The organism is Pseudomonas sp. GW823-FHT02F05, from assembly GCF_058797315.1.
The window spans coordinates 126,439-145,524 of the sequence record NZ_JBXAJM010000010.1 but is presented as its reverse complement, the minus strand read 5'-3'; the positions used below and the strand labels follow the sequence as shown (position 1 = coordinate 145,524).

14 protein-coding genes are annotated in these 19,086 nt (G+C 61.1%); 7 read left to right on the top strand and 7 right to left on the bottom strand.

Going from position 1 to position 19,086, the window contains the following annotated elements; all coding sequences use genetic code 11:
• Positions 1-130: 130 nt before the first annotated feature.
• Entirely contained in the window at positions 131-4,687 is a 4,557-nt protein-coding gene (locus AC1RAC_RS14140; RefSeq protein ID WP_492616668.1) for a dermonecrotic toxin domain-containing protein, read from the top strand.
• Positions 4,688-4,749: 62 nt separating this feature from the next.
• On the opposite strand, the gene AC1RAC_RS14135 is transcribed toward AC1RAC_RS14140, so the two are convergent.
• Genes AC1RAC_RS14135 through AC1RAC_RS14125 form a run of 3 tightly spaced genes read right to left on the bottom strand, consistent with a single transcriptional unit; the run spans position 4,750 to position 8,814 of the window.
• A complete protein-coding gene (locus tag AC1RAC_RS14135; protein ID WP_034127304.1) occupies positions 4,750-6,069 on the bottom strand; it encodes an MFS transporter in 1,320 nt (439 codons plus the stop codon).
• A 33-nt stretch (positions 6,070-6,102) separates the two neighbouring features.
• Complete coding sequence (locus AC1RAC_RS14130; RefSeq protein WP_054898544.1) at positions 6,103-7,632, bottom strand: class I adenylate-forming enzyme family protein; 1,530 nt, start codon at positions 7,630-7,632, stop codon at positions 6,103-6,105.
• A gap of 3 nt (positions 7,633-7,635) precedes the next feature.
• Positions 7,636-8,814 (bottom strand): acetyl-CoA acetyltransferase, encoded by a 1,179-nt coding sequence (locus tag AC1RAC_RS14125; RefSeq protein ID WP_054898545.1) that lies wholly within the window; start codon positions 8,812-8,814, stop codon positions 7,636-7,638.
• A 130-nt stretch (positions 8,815-8,944) separates the two neighbouring features.
• Here AC1RAC_RS14125 and AC1RAC_RS14120 point away from each other — a divergent pair, with 130 nt between their 5' ends.
• The 4 genes from AC1RAC_RS14120 (at position 8,945) to AC1RAC_RS14105 (ending at position 13,434) form a co-directional block, all read left to right on the top strand.
• Entirely contained in the window at positions 8,945-9,517 is a 573-nt protein-coding gene (locus AC1RAC_RS14120; RefSeq protein ID WP_003190613.1) for a LuxR C-terminal-related transcriptional regulator, read from the top strand.
• A gap of 720 nt (positions 9,518-10,237) precedes the next feature.
• Complete coding sequence (locus AC1RAC_RS14115) at positions 10,238-11,134, top strand: VOC family protein (protein ID WP_054898546.1); 897 nt, start codon at positions 10,238-10,240, stop codon at positions 11,132-11,134.
• On the top strand, positions 11,131-12,522 hold the full coding sequence (locus AC1RAC_RS14110) for an alginate export family protein (protein ID WP_492616667.1): 1,392 nt from the start codon (positions 11,131-11,133) through the stop codon (positions 12,520-12,522). The genes AC1RAC_RS14115 and AC1RAC_RS14110 overlap by 4 nt, the downstream gene beginning before the upstream one ends.
• Positions 12,523-12,615: 93 nt before the next feature.
• A complete protein-coding gene (locus AC1RAC_RS14105) occupies positions 12,616-13,434 on the top strand; it encodes an alpha/beta fold hydrolase (RefSeq protein ID WP_054898548.1) in 819 nt (272 codons plus the stop codon).
• 150 nt (positions 13,435-13,584) lie between these two features.
• Here the strand turns inward: AC1RAC_RS14105 and AC1RAC_RS14100 are convergent, their stop codons facing one another.
• Entirely contained in the window at positions 13,585-13,971 is a 387-nt protein-coding gene (locus tag AC1RAC_RS14100) for a DoxX family protein (protein ID WP_034127298.1), read from the bottom strand.
• 183 nt (positions 13,972-14,154) lie between these two features.
• On the opposite strand from AC1RAC_RS14100, the gene AC1RAC_RS14095 reads away from it, so the two are divergent.
• Positions 14,155-15,153: an NAD(P)H-quinone oxidoreductase gene (locus AC1RAC_RS14095; protein WP_072448652.1), complete on the top strand. Its 999-nt coding sequence runs from the start codon at positions 14,155-14,157 to the stop codon at positions 15,151-15,153.
• A 185-nt stretch (positions 15,154-15,338) separates the two neighbouring features.
• Here AC1RAC_RS14095 and AC1RAC_RS14090 read toward each other — a convergent pair whose 3' ends face one another.
• The 3 genes from AC1RAC_RS14090 to AC1RAC_RS14080 all read right to left on the bottom strand — a co-directional run bounded on the left by AC1RAC_RS14090 (position 15,339) and on the right by AC1RAC_RS14080 (position 17,851).
• Entirely contained in the window at positions 15,339-16,469 is a 1,131-nt protein-coding gene (locus tag AC1RAC_RS14090) for an alkene reductase (protein ID WP_072448654.1), read from the bottom strand.
• 78 nt (positions 16,470-16,547) lie between these two features.
• Positions 16,548-17,225 (bottom strand): type 1 glutamine amidotransferase domain-containing protein, encoded by a 678-nt coding sequence (locus tag AC1RAC_RS14085; protein ID WP_054898551.1) that lies wholly within the window; start codon positions 17,223-17,225, stop codon positions 16,548-16,550.
• Positions 17,222-17,851, bottom strand: a complete 630-nt coding sequence (locus AC1RAC_RS14080) for a TetR/AcrR family transcriptional regulator (RefSeq protein ID WP_054898552.1) — start codon at positions 17,849-17,851, stop codon at positions 17,222-17,224. The genes AC1RAC_RS14085 and AC1RAC_RS14080 overlap by 4 nt, the downstream gene beginning before the upstream one ends.
• Positions 17,852-18,024: 173 nt before the next feature.
• Here AC1RAC_RS14080 and AC1RAC_RS14075 point away from each other — a divergent pair, with 173 nt between their 5' ends.
• A complete protein-coding gene (locus AC1RAC_RS14075; protein ID WP_034127293.1) occupies positions 18,025-18,963 on the top strand; it encodes a GlxA family transcriptional regulator in 939 nt (312 codons plus the stop codon).
• Positions 18,964-19,086 lie beyond the last annotated feature (123 nt).

Sequence of the window (19,086 nt, the reverse complement as noted above, 5' to 3'; positions counted from 1 at the left end):
CACATGACGGCTCCCCGCATCAGCGGCTGTAACCCTTCGTATTAAGTGGATACGGAACACCTTCGTACAGAAAAGCCACGAAAATTCGCCACAGAAGGCGCGCTTTTCATAACGATAGACGGAGACTTCCATGACGATCCCGGCAGCCACGAACCATGTTCCACCCTCATCTTCGCAACAAACGCCAACAGGCACCTTTGCGTGGCCGGTCAACCCGGATGAAAGGCTGAAGTATGACATCGCTCAGCAGCCGGAAAATCCTGGTCGATCCGAGCCCGTTTCAAGACGCGCACCAAGTTCGCCTCAATTTCTGCTCACTCAAGGACACGTCAGCACGTTGGTGGAAAAGAGTGATGCCGAGCTGGCACAGCAGCTCAGCGCGGCATTGATGGGCCAGGTCGCTGAGGAGCTCACAACCAACAGACAGTCACTCACCGCCCCGACCCTCACCCAGGTTCCGCCTTTTTCCAGCTTCGGCCAAGCGTGGGCACGTTTTAACCAGGCGCTCAGGGCAGAGCCGTTTGCAACCTTTGCCAAAGCCCATCACATCGACCTGTCCAATTTCAGCTGGAACCCTCAAGAGGGAACCATGACGTGCATGATCAATGGCTCCCCCAACAGCTTCACGGAGTTCACCCCTGGCTGGTCACAGGCATCGGCGGACGTCGCCGCAGCGGCCAGAGAGCTGGGCGCCCCGTCGACGACCTGGTTCCGCTACACCGGCGAACACACGCCTCCCAGTTACCTGGTCGGAGACTTCTACGCTATCGCTAGAACCGAGCTCACGCGCAATCCGCGGGCCGTGATCGCGGCACTCCAGCAAGCCGATACATTCCCCTCTCTGGTCATCCCCAACGGCCCCCTGCCATTGGACATCTCGCAACAGACCTTGCGTGCCAGGCAAGCACAACGCAGCGTGAAGGAGACGATCACCCAAGCCACCTTTGAACGCAGCGGCACACTTGCCGACTCCAGTCGCACACCGACGCCCGCCGAACGCGTCGAGGCGGCTGATCGGGAAGTGGCACGGGAGTGTGCCAGAATCCTCACGAGGATCGGATATCAAAGGCGCATCGATGATCAGTCGCTAACCTTTCTCCCCCTCCTGAATGTGCCTGACGACTCTACCTACGCACACACACGCGAGGCGTTCGGCAAATGCTTCTCCAGCCCCGCTTTCCTGGCGTTTGCGAAAGAACATAATCTCGAGGTTTCATCCTTGTTTATCCACTTGCCGACAGGCCAGTTGGAAGGCTACGTACGAAACCCTGACGGCAGCCGTAAATCGATTGTTTTGCGCACGTCGACTTGCCCCCAATGGGCGGCCCTTGAACCCGACATTTCAAGCGCAGCCCGAAAATACGGGAGAAGCGGCTCGGTCTACGAGGGGCCCGTTCGTACCCAGCAAGCGCTGGATCTCTCTATGATGCTGGACTTTTACGGCGTGACTCGGGAAACCGGCTCAGAGCAGAAGTGGCTCGAACAAGTCGCAGGGCTCATCCGCGATGGCTTCCCCTCCTTGAAAAAAAACAACCCTTCTGCTGACACCTCGCGTGGGATTCGCGAACTGCAGCAGGCAACCCTACAAGCACTTGCAGGCATCAAACCCCCTCCAACACCTACTGTCGTTCAAGCGCCTGCGCCGGTAACCACCGCCAAGCCGCCCGTCGCCAGCCCCGTGAGCGACATCGCCCACCGTCTGTTTAACGCAGAGCCCGGATTGCAATCGGTCGTATCGGGATTACTCAAGGACGCCATCGATGCGTCATTGAACCTCGACGTGGAGCAGTTGGCGTTCGCCGTTCCCGATCCGGACAATCCAGGTGAGCACATTGAAATACCGCTGATGGAAATGATCATCAGCCATGTCGCTGGAGGCGCCGCGCCGGTTTTCGACAGCGCTGGCAAATTCGTCGATACGCGCGAGGACGTGCTCGCCCGTACCGGCAAACCTGCGGGTACTGCACTTCCTATCGATAGGTCAGCGCTACAGAAGGCTATGAGCGAGTTGCCCGATAAGCTGAACGAAACGCTTCGAGCGGCAAAGATCACGTATTGGAATGAGCCGCCGTTCAATGAGCCGACCCCTGGGCTGAGTGCCGACACAGCGCTCAGTGTCACCCCGATTTACGCGGGTAGCCGGCGGTCAATGCTCGGCCAGCTGTTGCACAGCAACCTGCGCCTGGCCAGTTTAAAATCTCCAGGTCTCAATGACATACAACGCGAAACACTGGATACGGTAGCAAGGTTTCCCCACGGGCACCTCAACCCTACAGACAACTCCAAGACAACCATTCACTTCATGGTCCGCACTGACCCGGCCAACCCAGACAGCCCGAACTTTCAAACCCCTAACCTGTTCATCGAACGCAAGGCTGGGGACCGCACCCTCGCAGTGCTGATGTGCGAACCCAGCGGAAAGGTTACCCCTTATGCTTCCCTGAATGGTGCCCAGCAGGCCTGGGAACAGCAAAACCCCGCGGCGCAACCACCGACCCGCACCGACAAGCCCAGCCTGAAAGCCTTCGACGCTGATGCGTTCTACCTGCAAGCGAACGTCATGATTAACAACGGGGACGCCAACGCCGACACTGATCCCGCGCTGATCGTGGCGCGACCATCCCAAGAGTCCGGGCTCAAGCGTCCCGAATGGTCGAAAACCGCCTCCGATGCCAATCGCTTTATTTACCATGACCTGCTTCTGGAGATGGCGGGCTTCGAGCGCCGGCACAAGGGCAAGAGCTTTGGCAGTGATATTCCGGACATTAGCACTTATATCCAGGAACAGATCAAAGCCCTCAACCCTCCACCCTTTCACTATGACATCAAGGATCTGGAAGTCATCTTTCACACTCCCTATGGCGCCCCGGCCAGCGGATTCGGATCAACCCAAACCACCACCCTGCCCTTCACCGAAACCTTTGTACGCAACCTTTCAGGATTACCAAAAGGTCGGGTGGAGGTGCGTCACAAACCGACGGGCATTCATCTAGCCAAGCTCGGAAAAGAGGGCGAACTGGGTAAGCTGATTCAGCAAATCGATGCCGGCAAGAACTACCCCGAATTAGTCAGGCGCGAGCTGCTCGACGATCCTGAAAAAAAAACCAGGCGCCAAGCGCTGTTCGCCGAGCAAGTCCCGATTGAACTGAAAATGAGGGCCCTGGCACTGACGGCCAAAGGCGAGGCTGGCTTCGATAACGCCATGGGTTTTCGTTACCTCCAGGCAATACTGGATCCAACGCCAGGGAAGAAGTTTGTCAATGGCAACGAAATCACCGTGCGCCCGTTGGCGCTCATGCGCCTGCCCGGCGCGGTGCCCGATGTGGTCGAAAACATGTTCCTGATCGAACCCAAAGACACCACAGTCGGCCCGCATATTCTTTATCGCCCGTTGAATTCCAGCGCCCCCCTGCTGCAGTTTCCTTCGCGCCAGGCGCTAATGGAGTCTGTCCAGACACAGAAGGAGCTACAAAAAGACATTCTTGCCTGGCTGCCTGATGAGACAACCCGCGCCGTCTACAGGCACGATGGCTTTCGCGAACCGCATATGCCGACATATACGCCCGTGTTCACGCCTGCGCCGCCCACACTGGCGACTCACGACCTGTCGTCCGAGCTGCAAACCGGGCAACTGATGAGCTACTTATATGAAGCCAATTCAAGGGCGCTGACATCGCTGGCCGAACACCAAGCCGTATCCAACGGGGAAAGTCGCTGGGAAAGGATTAAAGAAGGGGCAGGCCTATTACTCAATACGGCATTTCTGTTCATGCCAGAGAGTGCCTTTTTAATCGGTATGCCGTTTCAGGCAGACAGCATCATAAGTGATATCAAGACGCTTGCCGGGAGCAGGGAAGGAAACAAAGAAGCAGCCGCAACAGATTTATTCATCAACATAGCGATGTTATTGCTTCACCTCGCAAGAGCACACCCCACTCAAACCTCCGCACGTACTGGAGTCGCGGCCATTCATACGGTACCGCAGGAAACACGCGCAGGTGATTTACCGGCGGCGCCTTCGCCTGAGTCAGCATTACGTGAAGTGATTCGGTTGGGCGGTCCATGGAGGGGTTTCAAGGCCATCGATGGCGACATACAAACCTTCGAGGATATTTACAAAGGCGCCCCACGACTCAATATATTCGGACATGGGACTGAACCGGCCACCGGAGAGCCCGCGAAAGTCGTAGGCGCAAACGGCAAGTTCTATTCGGCGCAAGACATCGTCAATAAACTTCGTGCGGAAAAAATTGACTTCAGCAAATATAAAAACATTGTGCTTCGCGTCTGCTATTCCGGCGCAAACGGCCCGAACTCGCTGGGTGATGAAATCTCCAACCTGACCAACATACCCACCAAGTCATTCGCAGGTCCTGTGCACATGGATTATTTTTTGGGCAAAGACCCAACGGGCCTGTTCAAAACGTACTATCGGGAATTCAAAGCGAAATACCCCACGCTTTCTCCACGCGACATAAAGTTGCTCGCTGACTCGAAAGTGAAGTTGGATTTTGCCAAGAACAACCACCTTAATACGGTGGAAAAGACATCAGGAACGCTGCTGCGATTCAATATTGGCACCCAGAAAGAGCCTGAGATGGTTCAAGAACTTGTCGATTACCGGCCACATTACTCCTACCCTGCCCTGGCCGCGGCCCACGTGTTGCCAGCCAATTCAACCCGGTAGCCTGTTGCGGCAGGTTTGCCAACACAACCCTGCCGTTTGATTACCAAGATGCAAACACGGCGTCAGGCCAGCGCCGTTTTCGCAGACGCCACCCTAGGCGTGGCACCGACCACGAAGTCCTCCTTGCGCAACAGCACCAGCGCTACCAACGACACCACCCCGGTCGCTACATAGAAATACCACGGCGAAGTAATGTCGCCTGTCACCTTGATCAACCAAGTGGAAATCAACGGCGCACTGCCGCCAAACACCGCGACGGGCACGTTATACGCCACGGCAATCCCAGTGGAGCGAATCCGCGTCGGCAACAGCTCACTCATCAACGCATAGGTTGACGACGCGTACAGCCCGAACAGAATCGCCACCGCCATCAACGGCGCGAAGAAGGTCGCCGGGGTGGCGGTCGGGGCGGATTTGAACAGCCAGAACATCGCCAGGGTCGCCAGCGTGCCGATCACCATCAGGAACGGCTTGCGCCCGTATTTATCGGTAAAGGCCCCGCCAAACGGCATCACGAAAGCCGCCGAGAAGCTGGCGACGAACACATAGAGCAAGGTGGTGCCGCTGTCGAACTTGAGGATCTTGGCCATGTAGGTCGAGGCGAAGGTCAGCACCAGGTAAAAGATCGAGCTGTGCAAGGTGATGATAAAGAACACCAGGGCAATCGCCCGCTTCCACTGCCAGACCTCACGCAGCGGCGCCCGCGAAGTTTGCCCGGCGCGTTGCAGGGCGAGGAACTCGGGGCTGTCTTCGAGCTTGAGGCGGATGTACATGGAAATAAAGCCCAGGGGCGCGGCGATCAGGAACGGTACGCGCCAGGCCCATTCCTGCATGACCTCGGCGCCCAGCACCCAAGTCATGCCGTTGGCCACGGCGCCACCGAGCAGCAGGCCGAGCACGGCGGTAACCATCAGCCAACAGGTGGCAAAGCCACGGCGACCGGGGCCGGCGTATTCAGAGATGAAGCTGGTGACGGTACCGATTTCGCCGCCCGCCGAGAAGCCCTGCACGCAGCGCACCAGGATCAACAGGATCGGTGCGGCGATGCCCAGGCTGGCGTAGGTCGGCAACAGGCCCAGCATCACCGTGGAGCCGGTCATCATCACCAGCGCCATGATCAGGGTTTTGCGCCGGCCGATCTTGTCTGCCAGCGGGCCGAAGAACAGCCCACCCAAAGGGCGGATAAAAAAGCTCAGCGCAAACGCAGCAAAGCTGGCCAACAGGCTGGTGGTGGGGTCATCGGAGACGAAGAACGCCTGGCCGATATAGACCGCGAGAAAGCCATAGACGCCGTAGTCGTACCACTCGATCAAGTGGCCGGAGGTGGCGCCCAGAAACGCACGGCGGCGCTTGCGGACGGTGTCTTGTGCGGGATTGCCCATCGTGGGGACTCCTTGTCTGATTATCGATCCATGTTAAAGCGCGGCGATACTCGCGGTTTGCAGCCAATGCCGCAAGTCGGTCTTGAGAATCTTGCCGTAGCTGTTCTTCGGCAAATCGCTGCGCCACACATATTTTTTCGGCTTTTTGAACGAGGCCATGCGCGCCAGGAACCACGTCGTCAGCTCGCCTTCGTCCAGCGGCTGGCCGCTGCGGGTCACCACGAAGGCCACCACCGACTCACCCCATTGCGCGTCGGGCTCGCCCACCACGCACACTTCGAACACCTCGGGATGCTGGGCCAGCACTTCCTCGACTTCACGGGGGTACACGTTGCTGCCGCCACTGATGATCACGTCCTTGGAGCGATCCGTCAGGGTCAGGTAGCCGGCCGGGTCGAGGTAGCCGATGTCGCCGGTCAGCAGCCAACCGTCCACCAGCGTCTGGCGCGTGGCCTGCGGGTTGCGCCAGTAGCCCTGCATCACCGTGGCGCCACGCACCGCGATTTCACCGCGCTCGCCGGTGGGCAGTGGCTGGTGCTCGGCATCGAGAATGCGGATCTCGACACAGGCTTGCGCGTGGCCCACCGAGGCGGCCAGGGTGGCCCAGTCGGGGCGCTGGCGCTCGGCGATCAAGGCGCGGGGCAAGACGCTGATGGTCATCGGGCTCTCGCCCTGGCCGTAGATCTGCACCAGGCGCGGGCCGAAGGTGTCGACTGCTTCGCGCAGGTCGGCGAGGTACATGGGGCCGCCGCCGTAGACGATGGTCTTGATGCCGGCGCCGTGATAATCCTGGCGCCGGGCCTGTTCGACCATGCGCTTGACCATGGTCGGCGCAGCAAACAGCGACACCTGGCCCATGTGCTCGGCCAGCCCGAACAGCTCGGCGGCATCGAAGCCATGGGAGGCCGGCACCACATGGCGGGCGCCGCAGCGCACATGGATGAAGTTGTACAGGCCGGCGCCGTGGGACATGGGCGCGGCATACAGCGCCGCATCGTCGGCGCTCACTTGATCGACATCCGTGGCGTAGCACAGCGACATGGCGATCAGGTTGCCGTGCGACAGCATCACGCCCTTGGAGCGCCCGGTGGTGCCAGAGGTATAGAACAGCCAGGCGAGGTCGTGATCCTGGCGGGGCACCGGCTGTTCCAGGCTGGGCCAACCATGGCTGGGCGGCAGCGGGTGGCCGTCCAATTCCGTGCAATGCGCGGGCAAATCCCGCGATGAAAACACCTGGCCGCCGTCGGTAAAGATCAACCGCGCCTCGGCATTATCGGCAATCCACGCCGCTTCGCTGGGGTGCAGCTTGGCGTTGATCGGCACCGCCACCCCGCCCATCCACCAGATGGCGTAGAGCAGTTCCAGGTAGTCGCAGCTATTTTTCATCAGCAGCGCCACCGCGTCTCCCGGCACCAGGCCATGCTGCTCCACCAGGTGCGCGGCGCGTTGGCGCACGTGGGCGGCGAAGGTGGCGTAGTCGGCCACTTGCACGCTGCCGTCGAACAATGCCGGGCGTTGCGGGGCCCGACGCTGGGTGTCGTGCAGCCAGTTGGCAATGTTCATGACTCAGCTCCGGCGTGCCTGCAGGACCGAGGCGTAGTTGGCCACCGCCATGCCGCCCATGTTGAACACCAGGCCGAACTCCGGGTTGGGCACCGCCAGGCCAATCGGCTCGCCGGTCAATTGCCGGAACGCCAAGGCATGCATGGACACCCCCGTGGCGCCGACGGGGTGCCCCTTGGCCTTGAGCCCGCCGGAAAGGTTCACCGGCAAGCGCCCGCCGGCGCGCACCACCCCGCTGTCGAGCACGCGATGGCCTTCGCCCTTGGGCGCCAGGCCCATGGCTTCATAGATCAGCAACTCGGCAATGGTGAAGCAGTCGTGCACTTCGGCGAAGCTCAGGTCAGCCAGGGTCACATTCGCCCCGCGCAGCGCTGCATGGATCGCGCGTTGCGGGCCCTCAAAGGCGAGGATGTCACGCTGGGCGATGGGCAAGGTGTCGTTGACCTGGGTCATCGCCCGGATTTGCACCTCGCGACGGAACGCCCGCGCACGTTTGGGCGAGGCGAGGATGATCGCGGCTGCGCCATCGCTGATCAGTGAGCAATCGGTCAGGCGCAGGGAGTCAGCCACGAACGGGTTGCTTTGGGACACGTTGTTGCAGTGTTCGAAATTCATCTCCCGATGCATCTGCGCCAGCGGGTTGGCCATGGCATTGGAGTGGTTTTTGGTAGCGATGGCCGCCATCGAGCCCAGCGGGCAGTGGTAACGCTCCGCGTATTGGCGGGCGGCGCGGCCGAACAACTGGGGGAAACTCAGGCCGGCTTCGGCCGGGTCGTTCTGGTAGCCGGCCCCGGCCAAGGCTTGGGTGACCGCGGCAGTGCTGGTGTGGGTCATCTTCTCGGCGCCCACCACCAGCACCAGCTCAGCGCTGCCGGAGAGGATCGCATTGACCCCCGCCTGAATCGCCGCCGAGCCGGATGCACAGGCGTTTTCACAGCGAGTAGCCGGTTTGAAGCGCAGCCCGGGGTCGGCTTGCAATAGCAATGAGGCGGCAAACCCGTCGGGCACCAGCCCCGAGTTGAAATGGCCGAGGAACAACGCATCGATTTGCGACGCGTCAATCTCGGCGTCGCTCAGGGCTTCGCGGGTCACCTGGACGATCAGGTCTTCCAGCGTCGTGCCTTCCAGGCGACCAAAGCGGGAGTGACCAGCGGCAACAATGGAGACGCAATCAGCAGGCATAATCAATTTCTTCTGTTCTTGATTCGGACTTTACTTACAATGACCCACCCCTGATCGTGCGCCAATTCGTGTAACTACTTACACGGGTAAGTAGCGCCCCAGGGCATTGAACAACGAGGCAGGATGCCCCATGACCGCGCTAGCCCAGCAATTTCCCGACCTCGAACGCCTGGCGTTCAAGCTGTCCCCTGCCCCGCAGATCGTCACCAGCGACCGCGTGATTCTCGACTGCAACGACGCTTTCCTGAAGCTGTTCGGCTATACGCGCGACGCACTGGTCAACCAGCTGACCTTGCTGATCTACCCGTCCCAGGCCGACTACCACGCCATCGGCAAGCGCAGCCATGATTGGCTGCTCGACAGCGACAACGGCTTTTATTCCGATGAACGCTTCATGCAGCACCACAATGGCGAAGTGTTCTGGGCCAAGTCCCACGGCTACACCCTCACCCCCAAAGACCCGTTCAAGCTGATGATCTGGCACTTCGAACGCCTGGACCGCATGCACCAGGGCACCGGCGACCTCACGCCCCGGGAGCGGGAAATCGCCATGCACATCGTCAACGGGTTCAAATCCAAAGAAATTGCCCTGCGCCTGGCGATCTCCCACCGCACCGTTGAGGTGCACCGGGCGCGGTTGATGAAGAAACTGCAGGCCAAGACGGTGGTGGAGTTGGTGTCGAAGATCATTATGGTGGCCTGACAGATAAAGGCTGTTTAACCGATGCCCCGCCATCCAAATGTGTGGGCAGCTCCAATGCCGAACAGTTAAGCGAACGCAATGCCCAACGCAACGAAGATCAAATGTGGGAGCTGGCTTGCCTGCGAAAGCGGTCGTGCAGTAATAGATGCAGTGACTGAAACGTCGTCATCGCAGCATAGGTATCTACGCAGCCACCGGTAACTACGATGCGAAGCGAGCCGCTCTTGATCTGCTTTTGATCTTGATCTCAGGCGCCCCGTTAAACCACGCTGGCCGAACGCAGGCTTGAATTCGTGGGTAACCCGGCAGGACGCCGGGTTAGCCGTCCTGGGCCAAGGATGGCCCATGACGGCGGCCCACGGATTCAAGCCGGAGTGAGGGCACACCGAGCCTAAGCGAGGTGCCGAGTGGTGGGGCAAGAGCGTTTTGCTTACTTTTGCGCTTTTCAAAAGTGAGCCGCTGTAAAAGCGGAACCATAAGCAGCCATGACCTAAATAATGGATATGTACACGGTCTGATCCAAGATTATGGTCGGCTCTCAGGCCGCCTTCGCAGGCAAGCCAGCTTCCACATTTGGATTGAGGGGCGTCAGGTAGACAGGCGTCGGCTGTCTGGGCCGCGTAGCTGAAACGTTCAACCGAGCACGTCCATACAATTCCCCACCGCCCTGCCCCCCTAACCTCACGGCTTTCGAACCCTCAGAAGCGCTGGAGAACGGGCATGGGTAACACAGCAACCAAGGTATCGCTGGCATTGACGCTGCTGGCAAGTGCGATGATGAGCAACGCGTTTGCCGCCACCCCGAACGTGGCCGTGGCGCCGCAGTACGACACCAGCCATGTGTATGTGGCACCGGCCGATGTGGACCGTTTTGCCCAGAGTTTCCTCGCCACCTTCGGCGGCAAAAGCACGCCCCAGGTCGTGGTCAACGTGCTGCCGGTGCCGAGCAGCACCACCTCGCAATTGCTCCAGACCCCGGCGGGCACCGTGTCGTTGTTCGGCTTTACCACCCCCGTGCCTCACCCGTTCGGCCAGGAACGCAACGGCTATCTGGTCAAGGACATGGACGTGGCCCTCAAGGCCGCGCGTGAAAATGGCGCCGACGTAATCGTCAGCGATTTCCCCGACCCCATCGGCCGTGATGCCGTGGTGCAATGGCCGGGCGGTGTGAACATGCAGCTCTACTGGCACACCAAGACCCCGGATTACGCCGCCTTCGACACCGTGCCGGAAAACCGTGTGTATGTGTCCAACGACAGCGCCGAGCGGTTTATCAAGGCGTTCCTGGGTTTCTCCCACGGCAAGGTAGTGAGCGACGACAAGCACGCCCCTGGGGTTGATGTCGGCCAGGCCGGCGGCCACTACCGCCGCGTTGATATCGAATCGCCGTTCGGGCGCATGGCGGTGCTGGTCACCAACGGCCAACTGCCCTACCCGTTCGGCCATGACACCACCGGTTATCAGGTCAACGACCTGGCCGCCACCCTGGGCAAGGCCACTGGCTCTGGCGCCACAGTGCTGGTGCCGGCGTTCGACAGCAAAGGTCGGCGCAGTGCGTTGGTGGAGTTCCCGGGCGGTTATGTCGCAGAAATCCACCAACTCAGCGCGGCAAAATGATTCGTCACGCAGGCTGGAGCCTGGCTGTGCTGTGGCCGTTGCTTGCTGGCAGCGTGCAGGCCGACGACCAGCTGGTACGCCCGGCGATCAAGGCCAACCGCTGGCAGGAAGACTGGTCTGTGCTCAAGGACCCGGCATTGCGCACGCAACCGCTGGACAACCTCAAGTACATCCCACTGTCCGCCGCCAACCCGTTCACCTACTTGTCGTTGGGCGCAACCTTGCGTGAACGTTTCGAGATGAACGACGCCAGCGGGTTCGGCGTGCGGGATGTACCGCGTGACCGCTACCTGATCCAGCGCTTTCAGATGCACGCCGACTTGCACCTGAACGAACACTGGCGGCTGTTCACCCAGTTGGAAGATGTGCGGGCCTATGACAAGACCACCATTGGCGGTGCCGACCAGAACCGCGTCGACCTGCGCCTGGCCTTTGCCGAATACGTGAAGACCTTCAGCGCTGGCACCTTCAAGGCACGGGCTGGCCGCCAGGATTTCGCCTTCGACTTGCAGCGTTTCATCTCGTCACGGGACGGCCCGAATGTGCGGCAGTCCTTCGATGCGTTGTGGGCGGACTGGGAAACGCCGCAATGGCGCTTTATCGGGATCGCCAGCCAACCGGTGCAGTACCAGGATGGCCGGCATTTCGACGACAAGTCCAACAGCGACGCGCGCTTCCACATGCTACGGGTCGAGCGGCTGGTGGGCGGCACCAATGAGCTGTCGGCCTATTACGGCGTGTACGAGCGCAGCGCCGCCCATTACCTGGACGCCGACGGCGAAGAGACGCGCCAGTTGCTGGACGCCCGCCTGGGTGGCGCAGCCCAGGGTTTCGACTGGGACGTCGAAGCCATGCTGCAACGCGGCTCGGTGGGCAGCAAGACGATTCGCGCCTGGGCCGGTGGCAGCCGCACCGGCTACACCTTTGACACGCTGGCCTGGAAGCCGCGTATCGGCCTGCAACTGGATATCGCTTCCGGTGACCGCCAGGCCGGTGACGGCCGGGTCGGCACCTTCAACCCGCTGTTCCCCAATGGCTATTACTTTTCCCTGGCGGGCTACACCGGCTACAGCAACCTGATCCACGTCAAGCCGTCGATCACCGTCAAGCCCCTCGCCAAGCTCAGCGTGCAAACCGCTGTCGGCCTGCTGTGGCGGCAGACCACCGCAGACGCCGTCTACACCCAGCCCAACCTGGCCGTGGCTGGCACGGCGGGCCAAGGCGAGCGCTGGACCGGCGCCTACGGCCAACTGCGCACCGACTACGCCTTTACACCCAACCTCAGCGGTGCGGTCGAGGCGGTGCACTACGCGGTCGGCCAGACCCTGCGTGATGCCGGTGGGCACGACAGCAATTACCTGGGCATGGAGCTCAAGTTCAGTTGGTGAGACAAGCACACCCATACAAGCCTGGGCTCAGGTTTACGGCAATAGTGAGACGGTTTTCACACCGCCCTTTTTCAGCCCTGCAAGGAGTTTCAGATGAGCACATTCGTTGCCAAAGACGGTACCCAGATTTACTTCAAAGACTGGGGCAGCGGTAAGCCCGTGCTGTTCAGCCACGGCTGGCCGCTGGATGCGGACATGTGGGAATACCAGATGGAATACCTGAGCAGCCGTGGCTTTCGCACCATTGCCTTTGACCGTCGTGGTTTTGGCCGCTCGGACCAGCCATGGACCGGTAACGACTACGACACCTTCGCTGACGATATCGCCCAGTTGATCGAACACCTTGACCTGCAGGACGTGACCCTGGTGGGCTTCTCCATGGGTGGCGGTGACGTGGCGCGCTACATCGCCCGCCACGGCAGTGCCCGTGTCGCCGGCCTGGTGTTGTTGGGCGCGGTCACGCCGATCTTCGGTCAGCAAGCCGACTACCCCCAAGGCGTGCCAGGCGAGGTGTTCGATGGCATCAAGGCCGGCCTGTTGAAGGATCGTGCGCAGTTCATCAGCGACTTCAACACGCCATTCTTCGGTCTCAATAAAGGCCAGCACGTTTCGGAGGGTGTGCTCAGCCAAACCCTGCAGATCGCCATGCTCGCGTCGCTCAAATCCACCGTGGATTGCGTCACCGCATTTTCGCAAACCGACTTCCGCCCGGACATGGCCAAAATCGACGTGCCGACCCTGGTGATCCATGGCGACGGCGACCAGATCGTGCCGTTCGAAACCACCGGCAAGGTGGCTGCTGAAATGATCAAGGGCGCGCAACTGAAGGTGTACAAGGATGCGCCTCACGGGTTTGCCGTGACCCACGCTCAACAGCTCAATGAAGACCTGTTGGGATTCCTGAACCGTTGACATCTTGATGCCCCTGTAGGAGCGAGGTTGCTCGCGAAGAACGTCAACGATAACGCGTGCTTGCTGAATGAACGCGGCGCCTATGCGTTTTTCGCGAGCAAGCTCGCTCCTACAGAAGGCAGAAGGCCGGGCGAGCCAGGCCTTTTTTGTTCAGGCAAAGCGCTGGCTCAGCACCAGCCGCCCCGGCCCTGCGATCAGCACGCTGGTAAAGATGATCAACAGCAGCCAACCGAACTGCCCTTCGAACAGCGTCCACTCCGGGTGCACCACCAGCAACGCGATGACCAGCACCGCCAGGATCGGCAGGCACGCCAGGCGCACCAGCACGCCCGCGACGATCAGCAGCGGGCACAGCACCTCGGCAAAGATCGCCAGCAGCAACGTGACATGGGCGCCCAGGTGAAACGGGTCCTCGATCAGCTTCAATTGCTCGCTGTAGTGGAGCAACTTGGGCAACCCATGCACCCACAGCAGGAACAACGCCCCGCTGACCCGCAGGAACAACAACCCGATATCCTGATTTCTCGCTTCGTTCATACGCCACCTGTGTCCGTCAAAAATGAGCGGCAGCCAGTGTGTCCGAAGCCACGCCGACGCACTTGCAGGCTTGTGCTGAAAGCCTGCGTTTGCATTGCCCGAAGAACCCGGCATGATCTTGCTGAACTGCCGACCCCGCGCTACGGTCCCAACCCATACGCTCATCGCTACAGGAACTTTTCCATGACGCTTCCCCAAGAAATGACCCTGATCGAAATCACCACCCCTGGCGGGCCCGAGGTCTTGCAGCCGCGCAGCGCCGACGTGCCAGTGGCCGGGCCGGGCGAGATTCTGATTCGCGTGCACGCCGCCGGGGTCAACCGCCCAGACGCCTTGCAGCGCGCGGGTAAATACCCGATGAAGCCCGGCATGAGCCCGATTCCGGGGTTGGAAGTGGCCGGTGAAGTGGTGGCGCTGGGCACTGGCGTGAACGAATACAGCGTGGGCGACAAGGTTTGCGCCCTGACCAATGGCGGCGGCTATGCGCAGTATTGCGCGGTGCCGGCCAGCCAGGCGCTGCCGATCCCCGCAGGCATGGACTGGATTCAGGCCGCTGCCGTGCCGGAAACGTTCTTTACGGTCTGGGCCAACCTGTTCGGTCTCGGCGGTGCCCGCAAAGGCCAGCGCGCCTTGATCCACGGCGGCACCAGCGGCATCGGCACCACCGCGTTGATGCTTTGCCAGGAGTTCGGCATCCAGGCATTCGCCACGGCGGGCAGCGCCGACAAATGCGCGGCGATTGCCAAGCTCGGTGCCGAGCCGATCAACTACCGCGAACAGGCATTTGCCGAGGTCATCGCCAAACAGACCGATGGCAAAGGCGTCAACGTGATCCTCGACATCATGGGCGCCTCGTACCTCAACAATAACCTCAAGGCCCTGGGCATGGACGGCCACCTGGTGATCCTCGGCTTCCTCGGTGGTGGCAAGGCCAACGACGTCGACCTGCTGACCATCCTCGGCAAACGAGCGGTGATCACCGGCTCGCTGCTGCGGGCCCGCACGCGGGAAGAAAAGGCCGAGATTGCCCAGCAACTGCGCGAACACGTGTGGCCGGTACTCAGTGCCGGGCGCTGCCTGCCGATTATCGACCAGGTCTACGCCTACACCGACGCCGCCCAGGCCCATGCGCGGATGGAAGGTGGGGACCATATCGGCAAGATTGTGTTGCGGGTGGAGTGAGGCGATTCGACTTGCCCGCGAAGGTGGTGTGTCAGTCACTGTATCTGTTACTGCACGACCGCTTTCGCAGGCAAGCCAGCTCCCACATTTGATCTTCATTACTTCGAGCATAGCGTTCGTTTAACTGACCGGCGTCAGGGCAAGCCTCCTCCCACCCTGGATAAAACACAGGCCATCATGGGCTATCACGGCTGTTGGGCATACACCGGATAATCCACATACCCCGCCTGTGTCCCGCCATACAAGCCTTCGGCCTTCAACGCATTCAACGGCCAGCCATTGAACAGCCGCTGGGGCAAGTCCGGGTTGGCAATGAAGGGCCGTCCAAAGGCGATCAAGTCCGCCAACCCGGTCTCTACCAGCCGTGCGCCGCGCTCGGCGGTGTAGCGCCCGGCGTAGATGATCCTGCCGCTGAAGGTGGCGCGCACGGCCTGGCGAAATGTGTCGGGCAGGTCGGGGGCGTTGTCCCAGTCGGCCTCGGCAATGGACACATAGGCGAGGCCCGACGCTTCCAGCACTTTGATCGCTTCGATATAGGTAAGGTGCGGGTCTTCTTCCACCAGGCCGATGTAGACCCGGTCCTGATCGGTGCCACTGAACAGCGGCGAAAAGCGCACGCCCAGGCGTTCCGGCCCCACCACTTTGCACACCGCTTCGACAATCTCGCGCAGCAAGCGCAGGCGATTGTCCAGCGAGCCGCCGTACTCATCCTCACGGAGGTTGGAATGGGCCGAGATGAACTGGTTAACGAGGTAGCCGTTGGCCGCGTGAATTTCCACGCCGTCGAACCCGGCGTCCAGGGCATTGCGCGCAGCCTGGGCGTAGTGCCCTACCAGCTCTTCGATTTCCAGCGTGGTCAAGGCACGGGGGACGGGTGGCTGCACCAGTTCACCCCTACCCGGCCCGGTTTCAATGAAGGCTTTGGCTTGCAACGCCGGCAGCGCAGACGGGCCCACCGGGGCACCACCGTCAGGTTGCAGCGCGTTATGGGACACCCGCCCCACATGCCATAACTGGGCGAAGATCACACCGCCCTCGGCATGCACCGCTGCAGTGACTTTGCGCCAACCCTCGATTTGCGCCGGTGTATGAAGGCCCGGCGTCCACGCGTAGCCCTGGCCCCGGGGTTCGATCTGCGTACCCTCGCTGACCATGAACCCGGCACTGGCCCGTTGACGGTAATACTCGGCCATCAGGTCGGTGGCGATATTACCCGGCTGGGCGCTGCGCTGGCGGGTCAGCGGTGGCAGTACCACACGGTTGTTCAAGCGGTGATGCCCCAGCTTGATCGGGGTATTCAAGATGCAGTCAGGCACGGCGATATTCCAAATTCAGGACGAACGAAAACCGTGGCGACTCCTGGGAGTCGCCACCGCGTAGATCGGTTGATTAATTTAAGCGCAGAGTGTCAGCAGGGCCTTGGCCACTTCGCTGGAGCTGCCTGGGTTTTGCCCAGTCACCAGCAAACCGTCGACAATGACGAAGGATTGCCAGTCGGCGCCCTTCTCATACAGGCCGCCCAATTTACGAAACTCATCTTCAATCAGGAACGGCACGACCTCGGTCAACTGCACAGCGGCCTCTTCCGAGTTGGAGAACCCGGTGACGCGGCGGCCCTTGATCAACGGCTCACCGTTAACTGCCTTGACGTGACGCAAGGCACCCGGTGCATGGCACACAAAGCCAACGGGCTTGCCGGCCCGCTCGAAAGCTTCGATCAGCGCGATGGACACCGGCGACTCCGCCAGGTCCCACAGCGGACCGTGGCCGCCTGGGTAGAACACGGTGTCGAAGTCGGCGGCATTGACCGAGTCCAGCTTCACGGTGGTCGCCAGGGCTTGCTGCGCAGCCGGGTCTTTGCCGAAGCGCTCGGTCTGCTCGGTTTGCGCATCCGGTTCATCGCTCTTGGGGTCCAACGGCGGCTGGCCGCCGGCCGGAGAAGCCAGCACCACTTCGGCGCCAGCGTCCTTGAACGCGTAATAAGGTGCGGCGAATTCTTCGAGCCAGAAGCCGGTCTTGCGCCCGGTATCGCCAAGCTGGTCGTGAGAGGTCAGTACCATTAATACTTTCATTTTCCAGTGCCTCGATCGATGTGAATAACAGGGTTTTCAGGGCTGCCCAACAACTGTTGGGTCAGCAGCAGCGCCTCGGTGAACGGCGCGGTGGTACGGGTGATCTTGCCCATGACGCTGGTTCCCAACCATAGCGCATACAAACGCCTGGCCAGGCTTTCGGGGGCCTGCTCGAACCTGAGCGAGCCGTCTTCGACGCCGCGTTGAAGGGCCACGGCAAGCAAGTCGATGGTGCGCGAAGTACCGCGTTGCAGCGCCAGCCGCATGGGTTCTGACAGATCGGAGACCTCCGCCCCAAGCTTCACGGCCAGGCATTTGCCGGCGTCGGTGCAGCCGGTGTGGTTGTCGATCCAGCCTTGCCAATAACGCATCAGCTTGGCGTGGTGGGTCAATCCCGGCTGATCGAACAACTGCTGCATGCCCTCGACGTAGTGGTCGAAATAGGTATCGAGTAACACCACGCCAAAGGCATCTTTGGAGTTGAAGTAGTGATAAAACGAGCCCTTGGGCACTTGCGCCGCTTGAAGGATCTCGTTCAAGCCCACCGCCGAAAACCCCTTGGCCCCGACAATGGATTGCGCCCGTTCAAGAATCGCTTGCCGCGCACTGCTGCTTGCGTTGCTCATGCTTGCCCCTCTGCGATTAGACCAGTCGTCTAGTGCGTTGGGCTCATGTTAGGCAGCGCGGCATTGGCTCACAATGTCATATCCGCAAGGATTCCGGACACGCACGAAAGTCGGTTGCCGTTTGCCCGGCACACGCCGACAATCGCCTCTCCCCTGCCCCTTGGAGAGATGCAATGCACAGCGTTGCGCTGATGGTTTACCCGAATTTCCAGTCGTTGAGCCTCAGCCTGGGCTCGGTGTTCGAGTGTGCCAACCTGCTGCGCGGCGAGCCGGCCTATGAGTTTCACCTGGTGTCGGAAAGCGGCGGCGCCGTGATGACCTCCCAGGGCTTTTCGGTGAACACCAGCGCGCTCCGCCCAGAGGGCTATGACACCTTGATTGTCAGCGGCTACCTGGAGTTTCGCCTGCCGGAAGCCAACCTGCTGGAACTGGTCAAGGCCGCGTCCGCGCAGTCGCGCCGGGTGGCGTCGTTATGCATGGGCATCTTTGTGCTGGCCGAGGCTGGCCTGCTGGCTGGCAAGCGCACCACCACCCACTGGATCCACGCACCCGCGTTTCGCAAGCGTTACCCGGATATTCGCCTGGAAGAGGACAAGTTGTTCATTGTCGACGGCCAGGTGTGGACCGGTGCGGGCATGAGCGCCGGGGTCGACCTGGCGCTGGCGATGGTGGAGGACGACCTGGGCAGCGACCTGGCCCGTCGCATTGCACGCAAACTGGTGATTGCCCAGCGCCGTGGCAGCGAGCAGTCGCAACTGTCGGCCTTGCTGGAACTGGACCCCAAGTCCGACCGCGTGCAGTTGGCCCTGGCCTATGCCCGTGAAAACCTCACCCATGATTTGTCGGTGGACGCACTGGCCGACGTCGCCCGGCTCAGCCCACGCCAGTTCAGCCGGGTGTTTCGCGAAGAAACCGGGCAGACCCCGGCCAAGGCCATTGAGGCCCTGCGGGTGGAAGCTGCGCGGGCAATGATGGAAACCAGCCGCCACCCGGTGGAAGTGGTGGCGCGCGAAACCGGGTTTGGTGATCGCGAGCGCATGCGCCAGGCGTTCCTCAGGGCCTTCGGGCAGCCACCCCAGGCGATGCAGCAGGTGCTGTTCAACCCGGGCTAGGCCCGTGACGGCCTGACAGCCGACTCCTATCTACCTGAAGTGCCATGATCCAAATGTGGGAGCTGGCTTGCCTGCGATGGCGGCCTACCAGCCGACACTTACCTACCTGACACCCCGCGATCA

What these genes read in the sequence shown, in the direction of transcription:
- AC1RAC_RS14140 (WP_492616668.1), top strand. Translation starts at nt 131, where the DNA reads ATGACGATCCCGGCAGCCACGAACCATGTTCCACCCTCATCTTCGCAA.
- AC1RAC_RS14135 (WP_034127304.1), bottom strand. Translation starts at nt 6,069, where the DNA reads ATGGGCAATCCCGCACAAGACACCGTCCGCAAGCGCCGCCGTGCGTTT.
- AC1RAC_RS14130 (WP_054898544.1), bottom strand. Translation starts at nt 7,632, where the DNA reads ATGAACATTGCCAACTGGCTGCACGACACCCAGCGTCGGGCCCCGCAA.
- AC1RAC_RS14125 (WP_054898545.1), bottom strand. Translation starts at nt 8,814, where the DNA reads ATGCCTGCTGATTGCGTCTCCATTGTTGCCGCTGGTCACTCCCGCTTT.
- AC1RAC_RS14120 (WP_003190613.1), top strand. Translation starts at nt 8,945, where the DNA reads ATGACCGCGCTAGCCCAGCAATTTCCCGACCTCGAACGCCTGGCGTTC.
- AC1RAC_RS14115 (WP_054898546.1), top strand. Translation starts at nt 10,238, where the DNA reads ATGGGTAACACAGCAACCAAGGTATCGCTGGCATTGACGCTGCTGGCA.
- AC1RAC_RS14110 (WP_492616667.1), top strand. Translation starts at nt 11,131, where the DNA reads ATGATTCGTCACGCAGGCTGGAGCCTGGCTGTGCTGTGGCCGTTGCTT.
- AC1RAC_RS14105 (WP_054898548.1), top strand. Translation starts at nt 12,616, where the DNA reads ATGAGCACATTCGTTGCCAAAGACGGTACCCAGATTTACTTCAAAGAC.
- AC1RAC_RS14100 (WP_034127298.1), bottom strand. Translation starts at nt 13,971, where the DNA reads ATGAACGAAGCGAGAAATCAGGATATCGGGTTGTTGTTCCTGCGGGTC.
- AC1RAC_RS14095 (WP_072448652.1), top strand. Translation starts at nt 14,155, where the DNA reads ATGACGCTTCCCCAAGAAATGACCCTGATCGAAATCACCACCCCTGGC.
- AC1RAC_RS14085 (WP_054898551.1), bottom strand. Translation starts at nt 17,225, where the DNA reads ATGAAAGTATTAATGGTACTGACCTCTCACGACCAGCTTGGCGATACC.
- AC1RAC_RS14080 (WP_054898552.1), bottom strand. Translation starts at nt 17,851, where the DNA reads ATGAGCAACGCAAGCAGCAGTGCGCGGCAAGCGATTCTTGAACGGGCG.
- AC1RAC_RS14075 (WP_034127293.1), top strand. Translation starts at nt 18,025, where the DNA reads ATGCACAGCGTTGCGCTGATGGTTTACCCGAATTTCCAGTCGTTGAGC.